Annotated in this window: 26 protein-coding genes; 9 read left to right on the forward strand and 17 right to left on the reverse strand. The window is 63.7% G+C overall.

Annotated elements, in window-relative coordinates; translation table 11 throughout:
• Positions 1-52: 52 nt before the first annotated feature.
• The 3 genes from M8523_RS01775 to M8523_RS01785 form a co-directional block, all read right to left on the reverse strand.
• Complete coding sequence (locus M8523_RS01775) at positions 53-1315, reverse strand: multidrug effflux MFS transporter (protein ID WP_282583095.1); 1263 nt, start codon at positions 1313-1315, stop codon at positions 53-55.
• A 165-nt stretch (positions 1316-1480) separates the two neighbouring features.
• Entirely contained in the window at positions 1481-1987 is a 507-nt protein-coding gene (locus M8523_RS01780) for a dihydrofolate reductase (protein ID WP_282583096.1), read from the reverse strand.
• On the reverse strand, positions 1987-2496 hold the full coding sequence (locus tag M8523_RS01785; RefSeq protein WP_282583097.1) for a GNAT family N-acetyltransferase: 510 nt from the start codon (positions 2494-2496) through the stop codon (positions 1987-1989). Before M8523_RS01785 ends, M8523_RS01780 begins: the two co-directional genes overlap by 1 nt.
• Before the next feature lie 54 nt (positions 2497-2550).
• On the opposite strand from M8523_RS01785, the gene thyX reads away from it, so the two are divergent.
• Positions 2551-3486 carry an FAD-dependent thymidylate synthase gene (thyX, locus tag M8523_RS01790; RefSeq protein ID WP_282583098.1) on the forward strand — a complete coding sequence of 312 codons (936 nt, stop codon included), beginning with the start codon at positions 2551-2553 and terminating at the stop codon, positions 3484-3486.
• Positions 3487-3522: 36 nt separating this feature from the next.
• Here the strand turns inward: thyX and M8523_RS01795 are convergent, their stop codons facing one another.
• Entirely contained in the window at positions 3523-4578 is a 1056-nt protein-coding gene (locus tag M8523_RS01795) for a DMT family transporter (protein ID WP_282583099.1), read from the reverse strand.
• Between the two features lie 178 nt (positions 4579-4756).
• Between M8523_RS01795 and M8523_RS01800 the strand changes: the two genes are divergently transcribed.
• Together M8523_RS01800 and M8523_RS01805 are read left to right on the forward strand one after the other, a co-directional pair.
• Positions 4757-5701 (forward strand): aminotransferase class IV, encoded by a 945-nt coding sequence (locus M8523_RS01800; protein ID WP_282583100.1) that lies wholly within the window; start codon positions 4757-4759, stop codon positions 5699-5701.
• Positions 5698-6447, forward strand: a complete 750-nt coding sequence (locus tag M8523_RS01805) for a sulfotransferase-like domain-containing protein (RefSeq protein ID WP_282583101.1) — start codon at positions 5698-5700, stop codon at positions 6445-6447. Before M8523_RS01800 ends, M8523_RS01805 begins: the two co-directional genes overlap by 4 nt.
• A 14-nt stretch (positions 6448-6461) precedes the next feature.
• Here M8523_RS01805 and fliJ read toward each other — a convergent pair whose 3' ends face one another.
• Positions 6462-6857, reverse strand: a complete 396-nt coding sequence (gene fliJ / locus M8523_RS01810; protein ID WP_282583102.1) for a flagellar export protein FliJ — start codon at positions 6855-6857, stop codon at positions 6462-6464.
• A 667-nt stretch (positions 6858-7524) separates the two neighbouring features.
• Here fliJ and ctrA point away from each other — a divergent pair.
• Positions 7525-8226 (forward strand): response regulator transcription factor CtrA, encoded by a 702-nt coding sequence (gene ctrA, locus M8523_RS01815; protein WP_282583103.1) that lies wholly within the window; start codon positions 7525-7527, stop codon positions 8224-8226.
• Between the two features lie 237 nt (positions 8227-8463).
• On the opposite strand, the gene M8523_RS01820 is transcribed toward ctrA, so the two are convergent.
• Positions 8464-8829 carry a response regulator gene (locus M8523_RS01820; RefSeq protein ID WP_282583104.1) on the reverse strand — a complete coding sequence of 122 codons (366 nt, stop codon included), beginning with the start codon at positions 8827-8829 and terminating at the stop codon, positions 8464-8466.
• A gap of 54 nt (positions 8830-8883) precedes the next feature.
• On the reverse strand, positions 8884-9588 hold the full coding sequence (locus M8523_RS01825) for a TetR/AcrR family transcriptional regulator (protein WP_282583105.1): 705 nt from the start codon (positions 9586-9588) through the stop codon (positions 8884-8886).
• A gap of 664 nt (positions 9589-10252) precedes the next feature.
• On the opposite strand from M8523_RS01825, the gene M8523_RS01830 reads away from it, so the two are divergent.
• Entirely contained in the window at positions 10253-10936 is a 684-nt protein-coding gene (locus tag M8523_RS01830; protein ID WP_345894209.1) for a DNA-3-methyladenine glycosylase, read from the forward strand.
• Positions 10937-10957: 21 nt separating this feature from the next.
• Positions 10958-11932 carry a S1C family serine protease gene (locus tag M8523_RS01835; RefSeq protein ID WP_282583106.1) on the forward strand — a complete coding sequence of 325 codons (975 nt, stop codon included), beginning with the start codon at positions 10958-10960 and terminating at the stop codon, positions 11930-11932.
• Positions 11933-11973: 41 nt separating this feature from the next.
• Here M8523_RS01835 and M8523_RS01840 read toward each other — a convergent pair whose 3' ends face one another.
• Both M8523_RS01840 and M8523_RS01845 read right to left on the reverse strand, forming a co-directional pair.
• A complete protein-coding gene (locus tag M8523_RS01840; RefSeq protein WP_282583107.1) occupies positions 11974-12336 on the reverse strand; it encodes an SWIB/MDM2 domain-containing protein in 363 nt (120 codons plus the stop codon).
• A 231-nt stretch (positions 12337-12567) separates the two neighbouring features.
• Positions 12568-12825 (reverse strand): hypothetical protein, encoded by a 258-nt coding sequence (locus M8523_RS01845; RefSeq protein WP_282583108.1) that lies wholly within the window; start codon positions 12823-12825, stop codon positions 12568-12570.
• Here M8523_RS01845 and kdsA point away from each other — a divergent pair.
• Both kdsA and M8523_RS01855 read left to right on the forward strand, forming a co-directional pair.
• The gene (gene kdsA, locus M8523_RS01850) at positions 12824-13690 is read left to right on the forward strand and encodes a 3-deoxy-8-phosphooctulonate synthase (RefSeq protein ID WP_282583109.1); all 867 of its coding nucleotides are present in this window, start codon (positions 12824-12826) and stop codon (positions 13688-13690) included. The genes M8523_RS01845 and kdsA overlap by 2 nt on opposite strands.
• A 21-nt stretch (positions 13691-13711) precedes the next feature.
• The gene (locus tag M8523_RS01855; protein WP_345894214.1) at positions 13712-14767 is read left to right on the forward strand and encodes a KpsF/GutQ family sugar-phosphate isomerase; all 1056 of its coding nucleotides are present in this window, start codon (positions 13712-13714) and stop codon (positions 14765-14767) included.
• Positions 14768-14773: 6 nt separating this feature from the next.
• Here the strand turns inward: M8523_RS01855 and M8523_RS01860 are convergent, their stop codons facing one another.
• From M8523_RS01860 to cysQ, 4 genes are all read right to left on the reverse strand, one after another.
• Positions 14774-15112 (reverse strand): hypothetical protein, encoded by a 339-nt coding sequence (locus tag M8523_RS01860; RefSeq protein WP_282583111.1) that lies wholly within the window; start codon positions 15110-15112, stop codon positions 14774-14776.
• On the reverse strand, positions 15109-16134 hold the full coding sequence (locus M8523_RS01865) for a coiled-coil domain-containing protein (RefSeq protein WP_282583112.1): 1026 nt from the start codon (positions 16132-16134) through the stop codon (positions 15109-15111). Before M8523_RS01865 ends, M8523_RS01860 begins: the two co-directional genes overlap by 4 nt.
• A 34-nt stretch (positions 16135-16168) precedes the next feature.
• Positions 16169-16753, reverse strand: a complete 585-nt coding sequence (locus tag M8523_RS01870) for a DUF1134 domain-containing protein (protein WP_282583113.1) — start codon at positions 16751-16753, stop codon at positions 16169-16171.
• 67 nt (positions 16754-16820) lie between these two features.
• Entirely contained in the window at positions 16821-17705 is an 885-nt protein-coding gene (cysQ, locus tag M8523_RS01875) for a 3'(2'),5'-bisphosphate nucleotidase CysQ (protein ID WP_282583114.1), read from the reverse strand.
• Between the two features lie 210 nt (positions 17706-17915).
• Here cysQ and chpT point away from each other — a divergent pair, with 210 nt between their 5' ends.
• Positions 17916-18638 carry a histidine phosphotransferase ChpT gene (chpT, locus tag M8523_RS01880; protein WP_282583115.1) on the forward strand — a complete coding sequence of 241 codons (723 nt, stop codon included), beginning with the start codon at positions 17916-17918 and terminating at the stop codon, positions 18636-18638.
• Positions 18639-19650: 1012 nt separating this feature from the next.
• On the opposite strand, the gene M8523_RS01890 is transcribed toward chpT, so the two are convergent.
• The 4 genes from M8523_RS01890 to M8523_RS01905 are packed head-to-tail and all read right to left on the reverse strand — an operon-like array spanning position 19651 to position 23136.
• Positions 19651-20655, reverse strand: a complete 1005-nt coding sequence (locus tag M8523_RS01890; RefSeq protein WP_282583117.1) for a branched-chain amino acid ABC transporter permease — start codon at positions 20653-20655, stop codon at positions 19651-19653.
• Positions 20655-21563 carry a branched-chain amino acid ABC transporter permease gene (locus tag M8523_RS01895; RefSeq protein WP_282583118.1) on the reverse strand — a complete coding sequence of 303 codons (909 nt, stop codon included), beginning with the start codon at positions 21561-21563 and terminating at the stop codon, positions 20655-20657. Before M8523_RS01895 ends, M8523_RS01890 begins: the two co-directional genes overlap by 1 nt.
• A complete protein-coding gene (locus tag M8523_RS01900; protein ID WP_282583119.1) occupies positions 21560-22321 on the reverse strand; it encodes an ABC transporter ATP-binding protein in 762 nt (253 codons plus the stop codon). Before M8523_RS01900 ends, M8523_RS01895 begins: the two co-directional genes overlap by 4 nt.
• Entirely contained in the window at positions 22318-23136 is an 819-nt protein-coding gene (locus M8523_RS01905) for an ABC transporter ATP-binding protein (protein ID WP_282583120.1), read from the reverse strand. The genes M8523_RS01900 and M8523_RS01905 overlap by 4 nt, the downstream gene beginning before the upstream one ends.
• Positions 23137-23185 lie beyond the last annotated feature (49 nt).

The following is a 23185-nucleotide window of genomic DNA, read 5'->3' on the forward strand; positions in this document are numbered from 1 at the left end:
AGTGCCGGGTTTCTAATTATCTCAATCCAGTAAACGGGTTCGCCCTGACAGGCTACATGCTGCCTCGCGCGCCCACGCGACGGAAAAGACGGCCACGCTCCGAGAATAGAACCAGCGCGAAGGCCGCGAGTCCATAGACCAGGAAGCCGATTTCGAGCGGTAACGTCGTGCCGTCGAAATGTTGTCCAATGACGAATCCCAGCAGAGCTCCGCCCGCAGTGGTGGCGAAGCCCTGGATCGACGATGCTGTTCCGGCGATATGGCCGAGCGGCTCCATGGCCAGAGCGCCGAAATTCGATGCGACGAGGCCGAAGCAGAACATCGTGCCCGCCTGCAGAATCGCGAACGTCACAATCGATTCATGGCCGCTCGCGACCAGCGCCGTATGGATGAACGCGATTCCCAGATAGCCGAGCAGCGCGCAATGCGACACCGGACGGGTTCCTACCCGGCCCACCACGCGGGAGTTGAGCAGCGATGCCAGCGCCATGAAGAACGCGATGCCGGCGAAGATGCCCGTGAACAGCCGCGGCGCCTGGAACGTCTCGACGAAAATCTGCTGGGCCGAATTGATGAAGCCGAACAAGCCGCCCATGATGAACGTCATGGCCAGCATATAGCCGACGGCGCTACGGTTCGTCAGGGTCACCCGGAAGGCGTCGTAGATGCGGCCGGGTGCGATGGGCAGGCGGTCACGTTCATGCATGGTCTCGGGCAGTCGTGCCCACACCCAGAGTGTCACAACCAGTCCGAACAGCGCCAGGGCCCAAAAGATTCCGCGCCAGGGCAGGACCAGCATGATGATCTGGCCGATCGAGGGGGCAAGGATGGGTACGGCAAGAAACACGATGAAGGCCAGCGACATGACCCGCGCCATCTGATTGCCGGCGTAGCAATCGCGGACGATCGACACGACGAGCACACGTGTCGCGGCCGACCCTATGCCTTGGCAGACGCGGGCAAACAGCAGCATCTCGATCGAACCGGCCATCGCGGCCAGCATGCTGGTGGCGACATAGATGATCAGCCCCGCCATCAGCACTGGACGGCGGCCGAAACGGTCCGCGAGGGGGCCGTAGACGATCTGCGACGAGCCGAAGGACAGAAGATAGACGGTGACGATCCACTGCTGCTTGTTGCCGACCGGCAGCCCGAGCGAATGGGCGATGGCGGGAAGAGCCGGCAGCATCGAGTCGACTGCCAGGGCATTGACGGCCATCAAAGCCGCCACAAGCCCGACGAACTGCCGGAAACCCATGCCAGGATGTGGCGTCGTCTCGGCGCGAGACTGTACCGAAAGTGCGATCTGAGTCATGGCCATCGTCTGGAACGCCAAGCCGTGTGGATGCGACGCGAAAACCGCGTGGACTTGGCCGGCGAGGCGGGATCGCCCTTTCTTGCGGGGCGAATGTGGTGGCGGTCGGGCAAGCCGGCGGAAAATCCGCGCCAGTCAGGCCAAGTGGCCGCTCTGCAACAGCGGCTAGCGGCGGTTCCAGGTCACGAAGCTGTAAGCGGCATCGTCTTCAGGGTGAGGCGTCGCCGCGATCCGAGCCGCGACGAACCATTCGCGGTCATGGATCGGCGGGAATTTGGCGTCGCCGTCGGGCTCGATGTCCACCTCGGTGATCGACAGGCGGGAGGCCAGCGGCATGAACGCGGCATAGATCATGCCGCCTCCCGCGACCATGAGTGTGTCCGCGCCGAGGCGGTCGGCGGCACGATCGGCTTTCTCGACGGCATCACCGATATTGGACGCGACAATCGCGCCGGCCGGCACAAATCCTGGGTCTTGCGTCAGTACGATAGTCGAACGCCCTGGAAGGGGATGCCCGATCGACGCGAAAGTTCGCCGTCCCATTATGACCGGTCGACCCAGCGTGGCGGCCCGGAAATGCTGGAGGTCGCCCGGCAGCCGCCAAGGCATATGGCCGGAACTGCCGATGACGCCGTTGCGGGCCACGGCCGCGATCAGCACGATCGGCCGCATCAGCCGGCTCGGCCGAGATCAGCCAGAGCGTCACCCGTCAGGCGGCAGGTCGTCCAGTCGTCTTGCAATGACGCGCCTTGGCTCCGGTAGAACGCGATCGCGGGCGTGTTCCAGTCGAGTACCGCCCATTCGAGGCGCGGCAATCCCTCCACCACGCAGCGATGCGCCAAAGTCCGCAGGAGTGCCTTGCCGATCCCGTGCCGCCGAAAGTCGGGGCGGACGAACAAGTCTTCGAGATACAGGCCGTGACGACCCCGAAACGTCGAAAAACTGTAGAACCAGAGCGCGAACCCGGCCGGGTCTCCGTCACATTCGGCAATGTCGCAGAACACGCGCGGCTGCGGTCCGAACAAGGCCGCGGCGAAATCGCCGGCCGTCGCCACGACGTCCTGCTCCAGCTTCTCGTAGATCGCAAGCTCGCGGACGAATTGCAGCACGAGTTCAATATCGGCCGGTCGGGCGGGACGAATGGCCACCCGGCCCGGCGTCGTGTTAAGAGCAGAGGTCATAGGCGACGGCTTAGCGGCCGGAGCGCGCGAAGGTCAACATTCGGGGTAGGGGACGTGGATCAGCGAAAGGGACTGACCGACGAGGCGCGTCAGGACATCGACGCCACGCGGGCGGATCGGTTCGAAACGCGCCGCGCCACCGTTCCGGCACTGGAGGAGGTGCTGTTCGAGGCTTTTCCGGTGCTCGATCACGGCTTCATCCGGGTCATCGACTACATGGGTGACGATGGCGCCGTGGTGCAGGCCGCGCGCGTCTCCTATGGACGGGGCACCAAGAAGGTCAGCGAGGATCGCGGGCTGATCCGCTATCTGATGCGCCACTGGCATTCGACACCCTTCGAGATGTGCGAGATCAAGCTGCACGTGAAGCTGCCGATCTTCGTGGCGCGTCAATGGATCCGTCATCGGACGTCGAGCGTGAACGAATATTCGGCGCGCTACTCGGTTCTCGACGAGGAGTTCTACATTCCGGCGCCCGCCCAATTGGCGGCCCAATCAAGCAGCAACCGCCAGGGACGGAGCGAGCTGTTGGAAGGATCGGAAGCCGCGCAGGTGCTCGATCTCCTCCGAGACGACGCGTCCCGAAACTATCGCGACTATCTTTGGATGCTCAACGAGAACGACGCCGATCCGGAGCGAAGCGGCCTGGCCCGCGAACTCGCGCGGATGAACCTCACGCTGAACATGTACACCCAGTGGTACTGGAAGACGAACCTGCACAATCTCTTCAATTTCATGAGGTTGCGTGCGGACGCGCATGCACAATATGAAATTCGTGTCTATGCCGACGTGCTGCTTGGCCTGACTGAACGTTGGGTGCCCCTCTCCCACGAAGCCTTTATGGAATACCGCATGGGTGCGCTCACGCTGTCACGCACCGCGGTGGAGATCGTGAAGCGCCTGCTTGCCGGGGAGCGGGTAACGCAAGAGACGAGCGGCCTACCGCCGCGTGAATGGCGGGAATTCGCGGCTGGTCTCGGCCTAAGCTGATCCTTGCATGTCGTCGGTCGACGTCATTCCTGGAGATCAGGCTGTTGCCCGGTGGGCCGGATCGAGGTTTTCGAGGTCCCGGCGGACGGAGCTCCAACCACGCCGGCGCGGCCGCGCGAACGTCACGCTCTCCCGCAAGGCAATCGCAGATCCGCTGCCGATCACGATGGCGGATCCGATCATCATCGTCATGCTCGGGACGGTGCCGAACACCAGCCATCCGATGACGATCGCCAACGGGATCTGCGCATAGCTGAAAGGCGCCAGGAGTGACGCGGGCGCGCAACGATAGGCGACGATCTGCAGGACCATGGCCGTGGCCGCCAGCAGCCCCATGATGCCCCCCAACCCGAGCCCCGTGAGATCCGGCGTCTTCCAGCCGGGCAGCGCGGCGCCCGATAAGACCAAAAAGCCTACGAACGCGGAGATCACGATTGTCGTCTCCGTCCGCTCTGTCCGGCTGAGACGCGTCGTGATCACGGTGAGAGCCGAAAAGACGCTCGATAAAAGCGGAAACAGCGTAGCTGCTTGAAACGTTCCCCCTCCAGGCTGCACGACGATCAGTATGCCGGCAAAGCCGACCCCGCCCGCCACCCAGCGCTGCCAGCCGACGTGTTCTTTGAGGATCCAAGCCGCGAGGCCGGTGATGATCAGGGGGGCGCAGAACGCGATGGCCGTCGAATCGGCGACCGGCAGAAACATGAAGCCGACGAGCGCGAGGGCTGTCGAAATGGCGCTTGCCAAGCCGCGTGAGACCTGAAGAAGCGGTCGCGCGGCACGCAACACGCTCGGCGTGCGGAGAACGATCGGCGCAACGGCGAGAACCAGGACCGCATAGCGCATCCAGGCAACTTCGAGACCCGTGTAGGTGACCGCCAGCGTCTTCGAGATCATATCGGCGATCGGGAACAGCAGCGTGCTCAGCAGCAGCGCGCCGATGCCTGCGAGGGTTCGATCCTTCGACAGTGACCGGGACGCGGTACTCTCTGCCTTCGGCGCGAGTGGAACAAGGCTCAGGCGCGCCTGCGGCTGCGCGATCGCGTGGACCTCCTCTGCTTCGGGACGCAGACGAGCCGAGGAGAGCGGAGCCAAGCGGAAGCCTTTACGGCGAGAGACGAATGGCGTGACGCTGCAAGCTGGATCTCACCAGAGTGTTAACGGATCGGCCTTGCATGTCAGACTTGCGTGGCGCGCATTCACCAGGCTTGGAGTCGGCGCTCGACAAGCCCGGGGATGCGTGTCACTCCGCGCGGCGAGGCTGAGGGACAGCATGACGGGTGGCACACAGGATTACGTCGGGGATCCCCGCAACGATCAGGTTCTCATCTCGGTCAATGGCGTGCTGGTGCCGCGCGACGACGCAAAGGTGTCGGTCTTCGATTCCGGCTTCGTGCTTGGCGACGGGGTCTGGGAAGGCTTGCGGCTGGTCGACGGCAGGCTAGCCTTTCTCGACGCGCACCTCGACCGCTTGTACGATGGCGCCCGCATGCTGATGATCGACATCGGCCTCACCCGCGCCGAATTGGCCGCCCGTCTCGCCGCCTGCCTTGCCGCGAACGAGATGCAGGACGGTGTCCATATCCGCCTGATGGTGACCCGAGGCCCAAAGCGCTCGCCCTATCAGGATCCCCGCCTGTCGCTCGGTCAGGCCACGATTGTCATCATTCCGGAATGGAAGCAGCCACGTCCCGAGATGTTCGCCAAAGGGATCACGCTGTTTACGGTGCATGTGCGCCGCACGGGGCCGGCCGATCAGGACCCCAAGCTCAATTCGCATTCCAAGATCAATGATATCCTGGCCTGCATCCAGGCCACCCAGGCCGGCGCCGACGAGGCCCTGATGCTCGACGACCGCGGTTTCGTAGCGACGTGCAATTCAACGCATTTCTTCATCGTCCGGGATGGTGAAGTGTGGACCTCTGGAGGCGGCTTCTGCCTTCGTGGCATCACGCGCGGCGCCGTCATCGCGGCGGCTCGATCCGGCGGCATCCCGGTCTTCGAGCGTGATTTCTCGCTATTCGACGTCTATGGTGCTCAGGAGGCCTTCGTGACCGGCACCTTTGCGGGCCTGACGCCCGTCGCCAGTGTCGATGGGCGCCCGCTGCCCATGCTGGGCGATGCGGACGACGCCTCCGGCCCGATCACGCGGCGTCTGCGCGACCTGTACCGCGACCTGATCCGCCAGGATGCCGCACAGCAGGAACGTCTGCGGTGACCGACGTCATTCGCATCACCATGTGGTCAGGCCCGCGCAACGTATCGACCGCGATGATGCGGTCATTCGAGAACCGATCCGACACCAGCGTCAGCGACGAGCCCTTCTATGCCGCCTACCTCCGCGCGACCGGCCTGAACCACCCGATGCGCGACGCCGTGCTCGCAAGTCAGCCGCATGACCCTGCGGCCGTCATCGCGGCTCTTCTGGGGCCCGTGCCGGACGGACAGACGATTTGGTACCAGAAGCACATGACCCATCACATGCTGCCGGATTTCGATCGGAACTGGCTCGATCAGGTCACCAATGCCTTCTTGGTGCGGCGCCCGGAGGCGGTGCTGGCCTCATACGTCGAGCGGCGCGCCGAGGTGACCCTCGCCGATATCGGCTTGCCGCAGCAGGTCGAGATTTTCGAGAGGGTAGCCGACCGGCTGGGAGCGGCTCCGCCGGTCCTTGAAGGAGCGGACGTCCTTGCCGCTCCACAGTCGGCCTTGAGTGCGCTTTGCCGACGCTGCGGCATCCCGTTCGATGCCGCCATGTTGGCGTGGCCTGCGGGACCGAGACCTTCGGACGGCGCCTGGGCGCCGGCTTGGTACGACAAGGTTGAAGCCTCGACTGGGTTCGGACCTCCTCGCGCCGAGGTGGCCTTCGCCGAGTTGCGCGACGACTTGAAGCCGATCGCCGAGGCGGCGCAGCCCTATTACGAGCGGCTGGCGCGCCATCGGATCGGCGTCAAGCTCTCCTGATGCGGTGTTCGGCGTCAGGCTCCTGCGAGACTGAGCGGAAAATCGGGCTCCGAACGTGCGGCAGCCGCGCGTTCCGCATTCTTGTCCCGGCCATCGAGCGATTCGGCTTTCTTGAACTCGTCGACGGCGGCCTCAAGATTGCTGCGGGCTTCGGCCATCTGACCCTTGAGCTCGTCTGCCGATCGCTTGAGATTGTCCCGACGCGTCGCCGCGGCCCGAGCATAGGTCGGATAGGCGAAATGGGACGGATCGGTGATGCCCGACCGAGTCTCCTCGGTGGTGATCTCCCGGTCGAGGTCAGTCGCCATCCGGTTAAAATCAGCGATCATATACTCGATCTGCTGAACCCGACGACGACGCTCCTCAACCTGGAAGCGTTTGAGGCGAACGATATGATCCCGCGACTTCATACGCAGAAACTCCAAGACGCGAGTTTGAACAAGTAGGAACCCGAAGGTCCCCGACGACTTCCGCGAGACAGGGTTACCATCGCCGAAGCAAGTTGCTTCTTCCTTACGCCACACGGTAGGAATGGAGCAGGCGGCCATGTGAATCGCCGAACGGCTTCGGATCGCCAGCTCTGTGGCGCTTTTGCAACAATCGTGGCTTGGGTGGCGTGAAATGCTGGCTAAGTCGCATCTGGACCGGCCGCGCGGGCGTTCACGAGTATGGCGTAAACTTGGCGTTTACCTCTCTCGTTAACATTGGGTTTCGGTTATGTATCGGGTGGCCTAGAGCGGTGGTGATCGAGGTCGGAACGCAATCATTCAAAATCGCGACAGCTGAACGAGCGCGTCGCGGCTTGTTTTGCTCCGTCCAAACGGGGTCGATCATGACGATCGCTCCGCCTGTCGAGCACCTGTCCCCCCGCCAACCATGTGGCACGAACGCCAGAGCGCTGAATGCGCGGTGTGGCGTTCGGTCCAGGGTCGAATGGAAGTTTGTTAACCAGTTTCGTTTAGGTCTCGGTCATCGGTCCGGTCGGCCGGTGACCTCCGCGTCACGTCGCGCCGCCCGGGCGCCGTCGTGGTCAGTGGACCAGAACTACGCCACCCGGGACAATGGTGGGGATCATTTATGCGCGTTCTACTGATCGAAGACGACAGCGCCACCGCGCAGAGCATCGAGTTGATGTTGAAGAGTGAAAGCTTCAACGTCTACACGACCGATCTCGGCGAGGAGGGTATCGACCTCGGTAAACTCTATGACTACGATATCATCCTGTTGGACCTCAATCTGCCTGACATGTCTGGCTACGAGGTCTTACGGACGCTTCGTGTGGCAAAGGTGAAGACCCCGATCTTGATCCTGTCCGGCCTGGCTGGGATTGAAGACAAGGTCAAAGGCCTGGGTTTCGGAGCCGACGATTATCTCACGAAGCCGTTCCACAAGGACGAACTCGTAGCGCGTATCCACGCGATCGTCCGGCGCTCGAAGGGTCATGCTCAGTCTGTGATCGCGACCGGGGACCTGATCGTTAACCTCGACCAGAAAACCGTCGAGGTGTCCGGTGCCAGGGTTCATCTGACCGGCAAGGAATACCAGATGCTGGAGCTGCTTTCGCTTCGCAAGGGCACGACCCTGACCAAGGAGATGTTCCTCAACCATCTCTACGGCGGAATGGATGAACCCGAGCTGAAGATCATCGACGTCTTCATTTGCAAGCTGCGCAAGAAGCTGGCAAATGCGAGCCATGGCCGGAACTTCATCGAAACGGTCTGGGGACGCGGCTATGTGTTGCGTGAGCCCAATGAGGCGGAAGAGCGGATCACCGCCTGAACATAGGTCATGTTGCGAAAAGCCGCCCCCGGTCATCGGGAGGCGGCTTTTCGCATGTGCGGCTCTCAGGCTCCATCTCGGTCTGCTCCACAAGCACCATGGATCGGGAGCGACGTCGCAGAGAGATTCGCGTCGGCCGGACCGTCGAGGAACAGCACGGCGCCGCCCAAGGGACAGATCCGTCTTATTCCTTCGACGCTGTCATCTCGCGCGCTTCAGGGCGAACCCGGCAGATTTCTATCCGATGCCCAATTCCTGGCATTTGGCTTTCAGGATCGTTTGATCGAAAGGTTTGAGCAGAACCGTGTTCGCTCCAGCATGGCGGGCACGTGCCACGTGAGCGACGTCGTTTTCTGTCGTGCAAAGAATGACGAGCGGTCCTCCGCCATCCGGCATCCTGCGCAATTCCTGCAAAAAGCCGAATCCGTCGAGCACCGGCATATTCCAATCGAGCAGGATAACATCGGGCATCCGCGCCGTGCAGGTGCCGAGTGCAGCCTGACCGTCACAGGCCTCCGACACGGTCAGGGCCATTTTTTCGAAAATGCGCCGTGCGACTTTCCGGATCACCGGGGAGTCGTCGACAACAAGAACGTGCGTCATATCTCTGTCTCGAAAGGCGCCGACTCGCGCTTGAGGATGAAATCGGATCGGCGTTCACTCTTCCATGGAGTGTTGAACAACCCCTGAATGCTTGCCGTTCCGGGCGGAGGCAACAGGGCGCGCGGGCAGGGTTGGATTCGTGTCCGCTGCGAAGGACCGATAGATGTAGTCGATCTTTGCCTCAATGCCCTCGTCACCGCCCCTCAAGCTCAGCGGGTCGGCGGGCATACGCATGGCTTCTCCCAGGGCTCGACACATGCCCCAAAGAGCCAACTCGGCGAGAACGGGGTCCGACGGACGCCAGAGCCCGGTGTTCATCTGCTCGACAATCAGCGTCGACACCACGTCGTGGAACAGGTCGAACGCTGCCCGGTCCTCGGCTTCCAGCTGATCCAAAGCGAGTTCCCGGAGCAGGTGGTCGATCAGGAACGCATTGTCCGTGCTCAACTCGACAAGGAGCCGGATTATGTGCCGCATGCGTTCCGAAGCCGATGCGGGCTCGTCCATTATCGCATTTATTCTCAGTCGGTAGTCCTTGATCAACGGTTTGGTTACGGCGTCAAGAAGGCTTCGTTTATCTTTGAAATAATAGCTGATGAGGGCCGGCGTGACACCGCATCCTTGAGCGATTTCACTCCGCGTCAGACTGAGTTTGCGACTTGATTGAAGATAGAGGCGTGTGGCTTCAATAAGCTTTTCCCGTCCGTTAATGCCGCTGTCTCGTGGCGGCCGACCTTGCGTCCGCTTTGTCATCACCATCGCTGCATCCTGAAGTACAATATAAAAATAAATACAACCAGAAGGAGAGTGAGACAAGAGTGTTCGTGCTTTGTTTCGATTAATTGGTGAACGAAGGTGCTGAATCCTGGATCATGGCGGTCGACACTGAGGCTGCCGCGAGGGAAAGCTGTGACAAGATCTAGGCGGGGGTAGAGCGGTAGAGTATGGGTCCGGATGTGCGGGCAACGAGTGGTGCAGAAGTGTCGCCTGGCACAAGGCGCGATTCCGCCTTGATCGATGTGCAGGTTGGGAACCGCGCCCGACGGGCTGTGCCGATCGGCGCCGCCTCCTGCCCTGGAGGCACCCGATCCGAACTCGCGAAACGCTCGCCAGAATGGGCGCCCTTCGCCCTCACTCCCGCTCAAAGCGCATCCTTCGGACCACCCCTGCGAAAGGCGTGATGGGGCTTCTTCCGCTCGTTGAGGCTGATATGGTGGAAATCTTGAGACTGTGGGTTCCTCGCCGCGCCAGACTGGAGTTGAAGGCAGTTACATCCGTCCCCCCTCCCTGGCGCCCGCCCGCCGGGACCCAAGAAGCTGTGGAAGTCCAATCCTGGAGATCCGCGTGAACGGGCCCGATGAAAAGCCTGTGTGCAAGCCTATGAGGATGTCGTCGAGGGTGCCGTACGCCCTGGCGCAACTTGGTGAGTCACGCCTTGGACTACAGTGAGCGGACGGCCGGGGCCTCGACCGAAGCCTCGGTCCATGCGCAAGTCTTTTTCACTCGAACCGCGCCCGTGGTGGCCGAGCAACTGATAGGCGTGGGCTTGTTCGTGGGCGGGGTCGGAGGTCTCGTCGTCGAAGCTGAAGCCTACACGCGGGACGATCCCGCTTCTCACAGTTTTGGCGGCCCGACACCACGCAACCGGTCGATGTTCGGTCCGGTCGGCCGAGTCTATGTGTATCGATCTTACGGATTACATTGGTGCTTCAACATCGCCTGCGGGTCACCAGGCGACGCCGTTCTGATCCGTGCCCTCGCGCCGACGGAAGGGCTCGCCACCATGCGGATCCGGCGGGGAATGGACAGCATTCGCGACTTTTGTCGCGGCCCGGGTCGCTTGTGCCAGGCGCTCGGGATCTCGGGACTGCATGATGGAATGGATGTGTTGCTGACGCCGTTTCAGATCGTCGATCGGATCGCAGCGCCCGCGATCGTGGTCGGTCCCCGGATCGGGCTCAGCAAAGGGGCGGAGACGCCTTGGCGTTTTGGCTTAAGCGAGTCACCATATCTCAGCCGTGGTTTTCAGACACGGTCCCGGCCAGTGAGCGCGGCGATTTGCTCAAGCCCCTTGCCATCGAGGTTCTCACGTCCGAAATCAGAATGATGACAAAGCACGAGGGTTGTCTTGGCAGATGATGACGAATGGAGCGTGCCGCCGGAGGCGCGACCCAGGCCACGTGATTACACGTTCGATCTCGATGAGGCGTTAGCGTCTGTCGTCGCGCTCGAGGCCGAGATCCCTGACACCGCGTTTACGGCCGGTATGCTGGGAACGGAGCGGGCAGGAAGCGGTGTCTTGATCCGCGACAGTGGCTTGATCCTGACGATCGGCTATCTGATCACTGAGGCCCGTGAGGTGACGTTGAGGACTGCCCGAGGGCAGATTGTCGATGGCCATGTTCTTGGTGTCGATCAGGCCTCCGGGCTTGGACTGGTGCAGGCACTCGAAACGCTCGACATTCCGGCGATTCGCCTTGGTGATTCCCGGCATGCGGCTCCTGGCGATCAGGTCATCGTCGCGGGGGGAAGCGGTCGGCGGCGCGCGCTGGCGGCCCAGATCGTCGCTCGGCAGGAATTTGCCGGCTATTGGGAATACCTCATCGAAGAGTCTATCTTCACCTCGCCTGCCCATCCAAATTGGGGTGGCACGGGTCTGATCGGCAGCGAGGGAGAGTTGCTCGGCATCGGCTCCCTGCAACTGCAGCATCAAGCCCGTGGCGGTGAGGTTCGGCCGCTCAATATGATTGTCCCTGTCGAACTCTTGACGCCGGTGTTCGACAATCTGGTCGCAGGCCGTCCTGCTCGGCAACCACGTCCCTGGCTCGGGGTTTTCGCGCAGGAGCACGACCAAAGTGTCGTCATCCTGGACATTGCACAACATGGTCCTGCCAAGCGTGCTGGTCTGAAGCGAGGCGATATCGTCAAAAAGGCCGGCGAAATGGAAATCACGAATCTCGCTGATTTCTACCGGAGCCTGTGGGCGCTCGGTCCAGCCGGCGTGACGGTCGACCTAAAAATCGAGCGTGACGGCGATGCCTTCGATCTTCGTGTGAAATCCGCGGACCGCCAGAGCTACCTGAAAACGCCGAAGCCGCATTGATCAAAGCGAGGGTCGGCGTCGCCGCCCTCGCTTTTCGTGTGTCAGCTCAGATGGGCTGAGAACAGCTTGTTCATCTCGAACATCGTCACCTTGTCCTTGCCGAACACCGCCTTCAGCTTATCGTCGGCGAGGATCTCACGCTTGTTCTCGGGATTCTGCAGGTTGTGATTGCGGATATATTCCCACACCTTGCTGACCACCTCGGTCCGGGGCAGGGGATCTTTCCCGACGACGGCCGCGAGTTCGTTCGATGGCTTCAGCGGCTTGGCCAGCGCTGCATTGACCTTCTTCGCGGGCGGAACGGCGGCGGCCTTGGCGGGGCTCTTGGCCGCCTTCGGAGCTTCGTCCTTCTTGGCCTTGTTGGTCTCCGACTTTGCGGCCGGCTTAGCTGGCTTGGTCGCCATGATAGTTGTCTCCTAATATGGCGGACGCGCAGATCCCGCCCTGCTTGAACAAACTCGACATCTTAGGCCTCCCGAACGAGCGCGGCACGGACGCACGTCTGGGGACGTTTTTCTCCAACATCGCGACCATCGGCCCGCGCTCTGAGTTCGAGCTTTCCGCTGCCTCGATGCTTTTCCGTTCTGTCTCACAAGCGCTTGATGCGCAAGCAAGACAACGCTCAAAGCGACGTCTCAAGTACCGGACAGCGCCAAAAGAGCAACTATGCCCTGATCGAGATGCCGAATGACCCGATAAGAAGAGGTTCTAGGGTCGACGGGGTCGAACGCAAGATAGCGGACCTGCCCACACCAGTTTTCCACCGCCAAATCCGCCAGATCGTCGCTCCCGCGCCGCGGTCCGTCTTCCTGGCGGGCAGAGCGGCAAATCCTGCCGTGAAATTGCCGGAGCATCGGTGCTATAAAGCCCTCTTGTTTGGCTGAGGTCGTCATGAACGCTTCCCCTGGATCGCATCCGAACGCCGTCGTGCGTGTAGGTTCGGTCGTTTTCGGCTCCGACCTTCCACTGGCCGTCATCGCCGGCCCCTGCCAGATGGAGAGCCGCGCCCATGCGCTTGAAACCGCCGAGGCGCTGCGCGACATCGCTGCCCGGCTGAAGATCGGCCTCGTCTACAAGAGCTCCTTCGACAAGGCGAACCGAACCAGCCTCGGAGGTACGCGCGGCATCGGCTTTGAGGCAGCTCTTCCGATCTTCGCCGAGATTCGCGAGCGCTTCGGCTTGCCGGTGTTGACCGACGTGCATGAAACGCAGCAATGCGGCCCGCTTGCCGAGGTTGTCGACGTCCTTCAGATTCCCGCCTTCCTGTGCCGCCAGACCGATCTGCTGATTGCCGCCGCGCGGACCGGGAAGGTCGTCAACGTCAAAAAGGGCCAGTTCCTGGCCCCTTGGGATATGGCACATGTCGTCGCCAAGCTCACGCAGGCTGGCGGCTCTGACGTGCTTGTGACCGAGCGCGGGTCGAGCTTCGGCTACAACGCGCTCGTGGTCGACATGCGCGCGCTTCCCATCATGGCGCGGACAGGCGCCCCGGTCATCTTCGATGCCACCCATTCGGTGCAGGAACCCGGAGGGCTTGGCGGCGCGAGCGGCGGCAAGCGGGAATTCGTGCCGGTTCTGGCGCGCGCCGCGGTCGCGATCGGCGTGGCCGGGGTCTTCATCGAAACCCATCCTGACCCGGATAGTGCCCCCTCGGACGGTCCTAACATGGTGCCGCTCTCCCGGTTCGAGGACCTCCTGGCGGATCTGCAAGCGTTTGATGCCGTCGCGAAATCGCGCCGCCTCTCAGATGCTCGTTAAGGCGGGGCGGGCTTGGCAGAGGTGCTGAGGATCATGGGAGGGCTGAACGTGGTTGGATCGAGTGCCTGGGTGGAACCGGCGATGGCGGCGCCACAGCAGGGTGTCGCGCCCGGATCGACGCAGGCCAGTGCTCTTCGGGCGTTGGAGGTCGAGCTACGGGGTTTGACGACCCTGCGGGCCGCTGTGGCTGGCGACCTCGGCCAAGCCGTCGCCAAAGCCGTCGATCTCATTCTTGAGGCCCGTGGCCGCGTCATCGTCACCGGTATCGGCAAGAGTGGTCATATCGGACGCAAGCTCGCCGCCACCTTCGCTTCCACCGGGACGGCGTCGATGTTCATTCACCCGACCGAAGCGAGCCACGGCGATCTCGGCATGGTCACCCGTGACGACATCGTTTTCGCTCTGTCCTGGTCCGGCGAGACCGTTGAACTGCGAGATATCGTTCATTACGCCGGCCGTTACCGCATTCCCCTCCTGGCCATGACGGCAGCGCCTTCGAGTGCTCTTGCCCGGGCCGCGACCGTCGCTTTGGTGATGCCGAAGACCGACGAAGCCTGCCCACACAATCTTGCGCCGACCACCTCGACGCTCATGCAACTCGCCCTCGGCGACGCGATCGCCATCGCGCTGCTCGAGCGCCGCGGCTTCACTCCGAGCCACTTCCGGCAATTCCATCCGGGCGGCAAGCTTGGAGCGGCCCTGCTCAAGGTCAGCTCGGTGATGCGGGCCGGGGATCGCATCCCCATCGTCCTGCCTGGGGCCGATATGAAGGACGTGTTGATGACCATGTCGTCCGGCCGTCTGGGATGCGCCCTAATCGTCGAGGCTGACCGGCTGCAAGGCATCATTACCGACGGCGATCTACGGCGTCATATTGATAACGATCTGCTGCGGCGTCAGCCCCGCGAGATCATGACTCCTGCGCCGCGCAGCGTGCATCCCGACATGTTGGCGAGCGCTGCGCTCGACCTCATGAATGGCGGCTCGCGGCCCATTTCGGTTCTTCCTGTGCTCGACGGCGACCAGATCGTTGGTATCTTGCACATGCACGACCTCGTCGCCGCGGGTCTCTCCTGACCGCGGCTATGACGGATCCAGGATGGCGAGCAACTTTCGATAAAGCTTTGCCTCTGGGCCGTCGGGCTTGCAGAGGCCCTCGGCCATCTGGCGCCGCATCGATGTGCCGATCTCATCCTGCACGGACGCGATATCGGCGGCCGTGACGGAGCCGTCATCGACCAGGGCCTGCCGGCGCTTGCCGATCGCGTCCTCCTGCGCCTCGGAGAGATCGAACTTGCAAAGATCGTGCGCAACCTCGATCGTCGCGAGATCGATGACTTGTTCGCGCGGGTCATCGTCCTGAGCCAGGGCGGTTCCGCCGACGACCAGCGACACGCAGATGGCAAAGCCCAAGCGCCTCAAGGCCGCTGCTCCCCGGCGAGTTCGGAATTCACAACGGACCCCGACTCGGTCGTCGCCACTTCGGACGGCGGTGTGAGGAGCTTGAGAGCGTCGTCTCCGGCGGCCACGACCGCGTCCCGGAGATTCGCATCCTCGGCGCTCGCGCCCTCGCGTTGAGTCAGCTCGGCTTCGAGCAGATCGAAGCGCTTCTGCAACGCCGCCAGGGCTTGTTCGGCGTGCTCGATCGTCATGCTTTGCTCCGCGATTTTCGACTTGGCCGATGCCAGCGATCGTGCGCGACGTCGCAAGCGTCGGTCGCGTTCGATGGCCCGTCTGCTCGCGACCACGAGTGCCGCTTCAGTCCTCGCCAATTCTTCCCTGAGATCCGCCAACCTCGCAAGATCCGCTTCATGCGCCTTCGCGACCGCTGCCCGTGTCGCTGTGACCTGCGTCAGGTTAAGCATGAGAACGGCGATCTTATCATCGCGGTCTTCGAGTTTCGCCACGAGTCCCTCAAGACGCGTCTCGAGTGCGGCGATCGATCCCCGCCGCTGTTCGGACAGGGACAGCACCTGATTGTAACGCGCGGCCTGTTCCCGAGCGACTAGCGCCGCGCTTTCGATCCCGCAGTCCGCGTCGTGCAGGGCTTTTTCGAGAGCCGCCCGCTGGCCTTCAGAGTCGCGCAGGTCCCGACGGAGCTCCGTCACTTCGGCGATGAGGGCGCTTCGCTCCGCCCGGAGTTCCGCCGAAGACGTCTCGGCGACGACCAGGCTGACGGTGCGATGGCCGAGTTCGACCGAGAGGGCCGCTCCTGCCTGTCGGCTCCGCTCCAGATCCTGTTCCAGCCGCCGTTCGATCACGGCGGCCTTCGCTCGCAAACCGTCCCGTTCGGCATCGATTTCCTGGGCCGACAGTGGAACCAGTGCTTCCAGCCGCTCTCTGGTGAGCCGAAGCGCGCGCGCCCAAAGGATCGGGACGCAGGCCAGCGAAATCACGGTGGCGATGCAGAACCCGAGCCCAAGGAAAAGTACGTCCTCGATCATGCGCGACGCAACCTGCGCCTTCGAGCGTCACGACTTAGAATGGGTTCCACGTCGATTGCTGCGTGAACTTGAGATACGAGATGCTGACACCAAATCGAGCCCCGACACCCGTTCGGATCGGCACGAGGATCACGTTCTGGTCGGTCAGCGCCGTGAAGCCGAAGCCGCCAACCAGATAGGCCGAGCCATCGGCGCCCCCGAAACGACGGAAGATGTCCTGCGTGGCGGCGAGATTGTAGACCAGCATCATCGTGCGGTCGCCGTCGGCCCCCGCGTCGAAGCCGATCGATGGTCCCTGCCAGTAGAGGTGTTGGTCACCGGCATTGCGGGTGTAGAGCACGCCCTCGCCGTAGCGAACGCCGCCCACGAAAGCGCCGGATGCTTCCTGTCCGAGGATATAGCCGTTGGGCAGACCCCATCGGCGCACGGCCTCCTGAACCACTTGCGCCAGCCCCCTCGACATGCTGCCGAAAAAACGATGGCCGTTATCCACCAGTTCTTCCATGCGGAACGGACGTGGGCGTTCATTCGCGGCCCATGTTGGCAGGATGCCGAGCAGCAGGGCCGTGGCGGCCGATCCGCCACCGCAAATCAACTGCCGGCGCGAAACTTCAACCATGGAGCGAACCCTCTTGGAGACCATCGCGAGATCGGGATTTGATTTTGCCCGGCGGGTGATGAACCGGCTATGAAGGGCGTCGATCCGGGTGTGGGCTGAGGCGCTCCGCATCGGATCGTCGTCCCCATGCAACAAACCCACCGTTGCGAAAATCGGCCGCGCGTTTGCCGTAACCAAGGTCGCCGCCTTCGACCGACAGAACGACGCCACCGGCCGAGCGCAGGACAGCATCGCCCGCCGCCGTGTCCCACTCCATGGTCGGCCCGAACCGGGGATAGACGTCGGCTTGCCCTTCGGCCAGCGCGCAGAATTTCAGCGATGAGCCCGCTGTCCGCCGCTCGGCAATCTGCAGTGTTGCCAGGAACTCCTCGGTCTGCGGATCGGCATGGGAGCGGCTCGCCATCACCACGAGGCCTCCCGCGGGTGCCGCACGTGTCCGCAGTTCCGTCGGCGCCGGCACGAGGTCGAGATCGCCGCCAGGTTCAATCGCGCACGCGAAGGCGTTGTCGCCCGCAAACCAGAGTTTGTTCAAGGCCGGCGCATAGACGGCGCCGACCCGTGCCACCCCATTTTCGACGAGCGCGATATTGACCGTGAACTCGCCGTTGCGGCCCAGGAATTCTTTCGTTCCATCGACGGGATCGACGAGCAGAAAGCGTCCGTCCAGCGTGGGTTTATCCCCACGGGCCGCAGCCTCCTCGGCCAGGATCGGGATGCCTGGAACGAAGCGTCGCAATTCCTCGAGGATCAAGGCTTCGGCGAGTTCGTCCGCTTCGCACACCGGACTCGAATCGGCTTTGAGCCGCATCTTGGCGCCCGACGCATAGACCCGCATGACGACCACACCGGCCGCAACGGCGATCCGTGCGAAGCCGGCCGCGAGGGCATTATAGTCGCTGCGCCAGGATTCGAGGCTCGCGGGCAGCTCGTATGTCAGTTGGGTCTGTGCCATGGCCATCGATGCGACGCGCAACCTGCGGCGTCGCTGTCCCTTCCGTCAATGCCGGGTTCTTCCGTCCGCGCGCGGTCCGGTTCCCAACGAACCCGCCATGCGATATCAAATCTAAGCGGCGCGGCAAACCCCGTGATTCGGTAACCGCGATGAACTCGCCGACAGCCGAGGGCTCAAGATCGGCTGCCGGCCTAGGCAATTGGATCCGGCATGAACATTTCCCTCGACGCTCTCGACCTTGCGGCTTTGCTTTGTTCGCGGGTGTGCCATGACGTGATCAGTCCTGTGGGCGCCATCATCAATGGGCTGGAGATCCTGGACGAGGAGAAGGATCCCGAAACGCGCGCCATGGCGGTGGAGCTTATCAAGAAGAGCGCCTCGACTGCGTCGGCGAAGCTGCAGTTCTGCCGGCTTGCCTTTGGGGCGGCCGGGTCGGCGGGGGCATCGATCGACACGGGCGATGCCGAGAAGGTGACGCGCGGCCTATTGCCGGACGAGAAGGTCAAGCTGAACTGGGATGCACCTCGCGTTCTGATGCCGAAGAACCAGGTCAAGCTCGTGCTCAATATGTGTCTGATCGCCATCGCGTCCATCCCGCGCGGCGGGGTCATCAAGGTGATGACGGGCGGCGAGGGCGAGGCGATGATGGCTCGGGTCGAGGCGACGGGCTCGCACATTCGCGTGGCGCATGGCGTCATTACCTTGCTGCAGGGCGAAGCGGAGGCCGGCAACGTCGACGCCCATGCGATCCAACCCTATTTCACGCATCTCGTGGCCCGCTCGACCGGCGCACGGGTGACGCTCGTGCAGGAAAGTGACCGCGTGGTCATCGAGGCCCTGCGTGACCAGGCTATCGAGGAGCCGTCCGAGCCGGACGGACACGATGCCGAGGACGAGGTCCTGAGCCATTCGGGACTTGAAAACGAGGTCTGATGACGCTGACACTTGCCGCCTTTGACATCTCTCGTCATTCCGGGGCGGTGTCGGCGAACCCTGAACCGGGGAGCCACGCTCCTGCTCGCCGAGGCTCCGGTTCCGGGTCTCCGCGGCGCCCGGCGCGGGATGAGGCGGCCGATGAACTTCTCTCCACGGCACGGCTCTTCGCTTCCAGCACGGTCTTGGCCCGATGCGCGGATTCGTTGATGGCCTGCAGGTTCGGAAACCCCCAAAAAGTCAGCAACTCCGGCCATGGCCGATCCCGCTGATCACGCCACACGCTGAACAGCGGTACCCGATGGTCGGCCTCCGCGCTCCGCAAAAGCCGTTTCCCGGTAACCGCGCAACGACGCCTTTGAAGGCGGCTCAGGAGGCGTAGATGTTCTCCCGGGGCATTCCATAGTTTCCAGGCCATGACGCACGCGGCATGCCAGCGGGCACGGGTGTTCGGCGCCCCGGCCTGCCACAGGTCGCGGTGCCAACCGAAGCGGAACACCATCTGTCCGCAGAGGCAACAGAAGCCCGGTCCCCGATCCCATCGCGCCTCCCGATAGGGGGCGGGCGGTAGCCTGAAACTGGTCGGTCGTGTCTCTTCGTCTCTGGATAATCGCCACGACCATCCCTCCGGCGCCCCGCTCCGCGCCGCAAGTCCCCGTGCCAGCCGGTCGGCCCGGAGAGGATGAGCACGCCAGTAGCTCTCCACGGCAAGACGCGGCAGGGCCGGCGTCCAAGACTGTGTCAGGGAATGAACCAGCACCGGCGCGGGGAATACGTCCGGTCGGGCCCGCTCCAGTTGCAACCGCGCCCGTTCATTCCGCTGCGCTCGCCATTCCGGCATGATTCGATCCGTCCGCACCGCGGGAGAGGTACGGGTCCGGGTGGGAGGTTCGCAAGTCAGAAAAAAGCCGTTGCCCTTGAAGGGGCAACGGCAGTCAGGTCTTTCAACATGACTATGCCTGAGCCGCATTTCAGTTCCGTGTCAAAAATCCAAAGAATGGCACGGATCGAATCAGAGGGCGCGCGGAGCGCTATCCTGTTCAGCCAAAGCGGTCGAAGGGTTGGTCTCGAGACCGTCGACATGACGCGACACCGCTGTCCGCTCGCCGAACAATCCACGGGGGCGGAGAACCAGGATGGCGCAGAGGATGATACCGATCGCCACGACTTGGAGTGACGCGGCCCGAGCCTGGAGTTCCGGCGGGAAGATGGCCGTGAGGGCGGCGCCCGAGCCGCTCCAAAGCCCCCAGATCAGGACGGCGCCGATGATCGCCCCGGCATTGTTGCCCGAGCCGCCGATGATCAGCATGGTCCAGATCTGGAACGTCAGGGCCGGCAGGTAATTGTCGGGCGCGATGAAGCCGATCGCATGCGCCTGCAGGGCACCACCGAGGCCGATGACGGCGCCGCCGAGCGCGAAGGCCTGGAGCCGGTAGGCCGTGGCATTCTTTCCGAGCGCTGCCGCCGCCGTTTCATCCTCGCGGATGGCGCGCAGCACCCGACCCCATGGGCTCTGCGCCAGCCGTTCGAGCGCCAGGAAGAGCGCGACGGTCAAAACGACCATGCCGAGAAACTGCAGGGCCGCAAACGCGCCAGGTCTGTCGGCGAAACCCCCGAACGGCCGGGGAATGAAGCCGATGCCGAACGGCCCGCCCGTCACTCCCTGGACGTTCAGGCAGGTGAGTTGCACCACGACCGCGACACCGAAGGTGGTGATGGCGAGATAATCCGACCGGAGACGGAGTGTCAGGGCACCCACCAGCAGCGACGCAAGCCCCGCCGCGGCGGCTGCTCCGATCAGGCCGGCGACGATCGGCAGGGCGAAGCCGCCGAGATGGGCCTGCGTGGGCGGTGTCGTCAGGATGGCCGACGTATAGGCGCCGATCGCCGCGAAGCCGGCGATCCCGACATTGAAGAGGCCCGTCTGCCCCCATTGAACGTTGAGACCCAGGCACATGATCGCATAGGTCAGCGCCGTGGTGCCGAAGAAGGCCGCGTAACCGAGAAGGTCAAGCATCAGGCGCGCCGTCCGAACAGGCCGGCCGGTTTGACGAGCAGCACCGCGATCAGCACCGCGAAAGCCACCGCGCCTCGCCATTGCGCGCCCACGAAGGCCACGGCCGCGGCCTCGGCGAGCCCCACCGTGAAACCACCCACCACGGCACCCGGCACCGAGCCGATGCCGCCCAGGATGGCGGCCGCAAAGAGTGGCAGGAGGAGGTCGAAGCCCATGAAGGGCCGCACCTGCACGAGCAGTCCCACAACGACGCCGGACGCGCAGGCCAGCGCCCCACCGATCATCCAGGTGATCCGGATGACGCGCGTCACATCGATGCCGGCCACGCGCGCGAGCGTGGGATTCTCACTCACGGCCCGCATCCCGCGGCCCGTGGCCGTTCGGGTCATGAAGAGGTGGACGCCGATCATCAGCAGGCCCGCGAGAACCACCAGCACCATCTGGTTCGGCGTCGCGCGCAAGCCGAAGCCGAGCGGCCTGGCGATCTGCAAGGCCCGGGTGAAATAGGTCGGCTGCGCGGTGAACAGCGCTTCGAGCAGGCTGCGTAAGGCCATCGAGGCGCCGAAGCTCGCCATGATGGCGATGATGCTCTCGCCTTTGTCACGCAACCGCCGGAACAGCAGCCAGTCGAGCCCCAGTGCAAGCCCGCCCGTGAAGCCCATGGCGATGACGGCCGCGCATAGGGTCAGCCAGGTGAACGAAAACGGGCCGAGCGGCGGGGTGGCGTGGCCGACCAAGAGACCCATGGCGGCACTGGCGGCGAGTGTCGCGTAGGCACCCCAGGCGATGAATTCGCCATGCGCGAAATTCGCGAACCGCAGAATGGAATAGGTGAGGGTGACGCCGATGGCCCCGAGCCCGATCGTGGCACCCGCCACGGTCCCGTCGACCAGGAACTGCAGGCTCAAACCAACGCCTCCGCGGCGCGCCGGTGGATTCCCAGATAGAGTTCGGCCACCACGGGATCGTCCGCCATGCTGCGAGCCAGGCCTTCGTGGCGATTGAGGCCCTCGACCAGCACCAGGGCACGGTCGGCCAGCGCCAGGGCGGCGCGGACATTCTGTTCGACGAGCACGATGGCGACGCCTGACTCGCGGATGCGGTCGAGGCGTCGGAAGACCTCGCTGACGAGCTTCGGCGACAGGCCGGCGGACGGTTCGTCGAGCATCAGCACACGCGGCCGGCCGATCAGGGCCCGAGCGACGGCCAGCATCTGCCGTTGTCCGCCGGAGAGGCGGCCGGCCTGCAGCGCACGGGCATGCGCGAGGTCGGGGAAGGCGTCGAACATCTCGGCCATCCGGCTGGCCGCCACTGTCCGATCGGCAAGTGCATCCCCGGCGATCTTGAGGTTGTCGGTCACCGACAGGGTGCCGAAGACATTTTCGGTCTGCGGCACGAAGGCGAGGCCCATCCGGGGCCGCAGGTGAGGGGCCACATGGGTGATGTCGTGGTCGCCGAGCAGCACGTGTCCGCTGCCGATCGGCACGATGCCCGCCAGCGCCTTGATGAAGGTCGATTTGCCGGCCCCATTCGGTCCGAGCACGGCCAGGATCTCCCCGGGCGCCACCCGCAGCGACGCGCCGCGCACGATCGGCAGATCCGGGTCGTAGCCGGCCGTCACGGCTTCCGCGACGAGCAGCGCTGTGGCCGGAGCGGGTAGGCTCATGCCGCAGCCGATCCAAGATAGGCTTCGATGACCCGGGGGTCGCGTGCGATCGTGTCCGGTGCGCCCTCGCAGAGCAGTCGGCCTTGCGCCATGACGAAGACATGGCTGCAGAGGCGGGTCACCAAGTCCATGTTGTGCTCGATGAGGAAGACCGTGACGCCCCGGGCGTTGATGGTCGCGATGCGGTCCATGATGATGTCGAGCAGGCTCGGATTGACGCCGGCCGCGGGCTCGTCGAGCAGCAGCACGCGGGGGTCGCCCATCATGACGCGCGCGATTTCGAGGAGCTTGCGTTGTCCGCCCGACAGGACGCGCGCCGGCTGGGTCGCCAGTCGATCAAGGGAGACGAAGCGCAAGAGGTCCATGGCCTTGCCAAGGGTCTCGCGTTCCTGACGGTGGACCTTCCGGGGTGTGAACCAATTCGGCAGGATCGCCTCGCCCGACTGATCGTGCCGCCCCAGCATGACATTCTCGACGACGCTGAGAGCCGGAAAGGGCCGCGCGACCTGAAAGGTGCGGCCGAGCCCGAGCCGTGCCCGTCGATAGGCCGGCGTGCGTTCGATCGAAAGCGCGTCGAGCATGATCCGGCCCTTCGTCGGTGTTTGGACACCGGCCAGCAGGTCGAACAGGGTCGACTTGCCGGCTCCGTTCGGGCCGATCAGCCCCGCCACGACCCCGCGCGAAACGCTCAGCGAGAGAGCGTCGACCGCCACATTGCCTCCGAATCGCTTCGTGACTTCCCGGACTTCGAGGACGGAGTCCGACACTCGTTGCGGCTTGTATACGGACGTGGTGTCGTCCGGTGACGGGGGCATGATCTTGACCTTCGCGTGACGCGCGGACCTTATGCGATCTTGCCGGCCA

It is taken from the genome of Lichenifustis flavocetrariae (assembly GCF_026130545.1).
GTDB classification, from domain to species: Bacteria; Pseudomonadota; Alphaproteobacteria; order Rhizobiales; family Beijerinckiaceae; genus Lichenihabitans; species Lichenihabitans flavocetrariae.

Bases quoted from the DNA above. Each gene is read 5' to 3' on its own strand.
- M8523_RS01870 (WP_282583113.1), bottom strand. From the start codon at position 16,753: ATGGTTGAAGTTTCGCGCCGGCAGTTGATTTGCGGTGGCGGATCGGCC.
- M8523_RS01865 (WP_282583112.1), bottom strand. From the start codon at position 16,134: ATGATCGAGGACGTACTTTTCCTTGGGCTCGGGTTCTGCATCGCCACC.
- M8523_RS01825 (WP_282583105.1), bottom strand. From the start codon at position 9,588: ATGGTGATGACAAAGCGGACGCAAGGTCGGCCGCCACGAGACAGCGGC.
- M8523_RS01780 (WP_282583096.1), bottom strand. From the start codon at position 1,987: ATGCGGCCGATCGTGCTGATCGCGGCCGTGGCCCGCAACGGCGTCATC.
- chpT (WP_282583115.1), top strand. From the start codon at position 17,916: ATGAACATTTCCCTCGACGCTCTCGACCTTGCGGCTTTGCTTTGTTCG.
- cysQ (WP_282583114.1), bottom strand. From the start codon at position 17,705: ATGGCACAGACCCAACTGACATACGAGCTGCCCGCGAGCCTCGAATCC.
- M8523_RS01820 (WP_282583104.1), bottom strand. From the start codon at position 8,829: ATGACGCACGTTCTTGTTGTCGACGACTCCCCGGTGATCCGGAAAGTC.
- M8523_RS01900 (WP_282583119.1), bottom strand. From the start codon at position 22,321: ATGAGCCTACCCGCTCCGGCCACAGCGCTGCTCGTCGCGGAAGCCGTG.
- M8523_RS01845 (WP_282583108.1), bottom strand. From the start codon at position 12,825: ATGACGACCTCAGCCAAACAAGAGGGCTTTATAGCACCGATGCTCCGG.
- fliJ (WP_282583102.1), bottom strand. From the start codon at position 6,857: ATGAAGTCGCGGGATCATATCGTTCGCCTCAAACGCTTCCAGGTTGAG.
- M8523_RS01800 (WP_282583100.1), top strand. From the start codon at position 4,757: ATGACGGGTGGCACACAGGATTACGTCGGGGATCCCCGCAACGATCAG.
- M8523_RS01785 (WP_282583097.1), bottom strand. From the start codon at position 2,496: ATGACCTCTGCTCTTAACACGACGCCGGGCCGGGTGGCCATTCGTCCC.
- M8523_RS01840 (WP_282583107.1), bottom strand. From the start codon at position 12,336: ATGGCGACCAAGCCAGCTAAGCCGGCCGCAAAGTCGGAGACCAACAAG.
- M8523_RS01890 (WP_282583117.1), bottom strand. From the start codon at position 20,655: ATGCTTGACCTTCTCGGTTACGCGGCCTTCTTCGGCACCACGGCGCTG.
- kdsA (WP_282583109.1), top strand. From the start codon at position 12,824: ATGAACGCTTCCCCTGGATCGCATCCGAACGCCGTCGTGCGTGTAGGT.
- M8523_RS01775 (WP_282583095.1), bottom strand. From the start codon at position 1,315: ATGACTCAGATCGCACTTTCGGTACAGTCTCGCGCCGAGACGACGCCA.
- ctrA (WP_282583103.1), top strand. From the start codon at position 7,525: ATGCGCGTTCTACTGATCGAAGACGACAGCGCCACCGCGCAGAGCATC.
- M8523_RS01905 (WP_282583120.1), bottom strand. From the start codon at position 23,136: ATGCCCCCGTCACCGGACGACACCACGTCCGTATACAAGCCGCAACGA.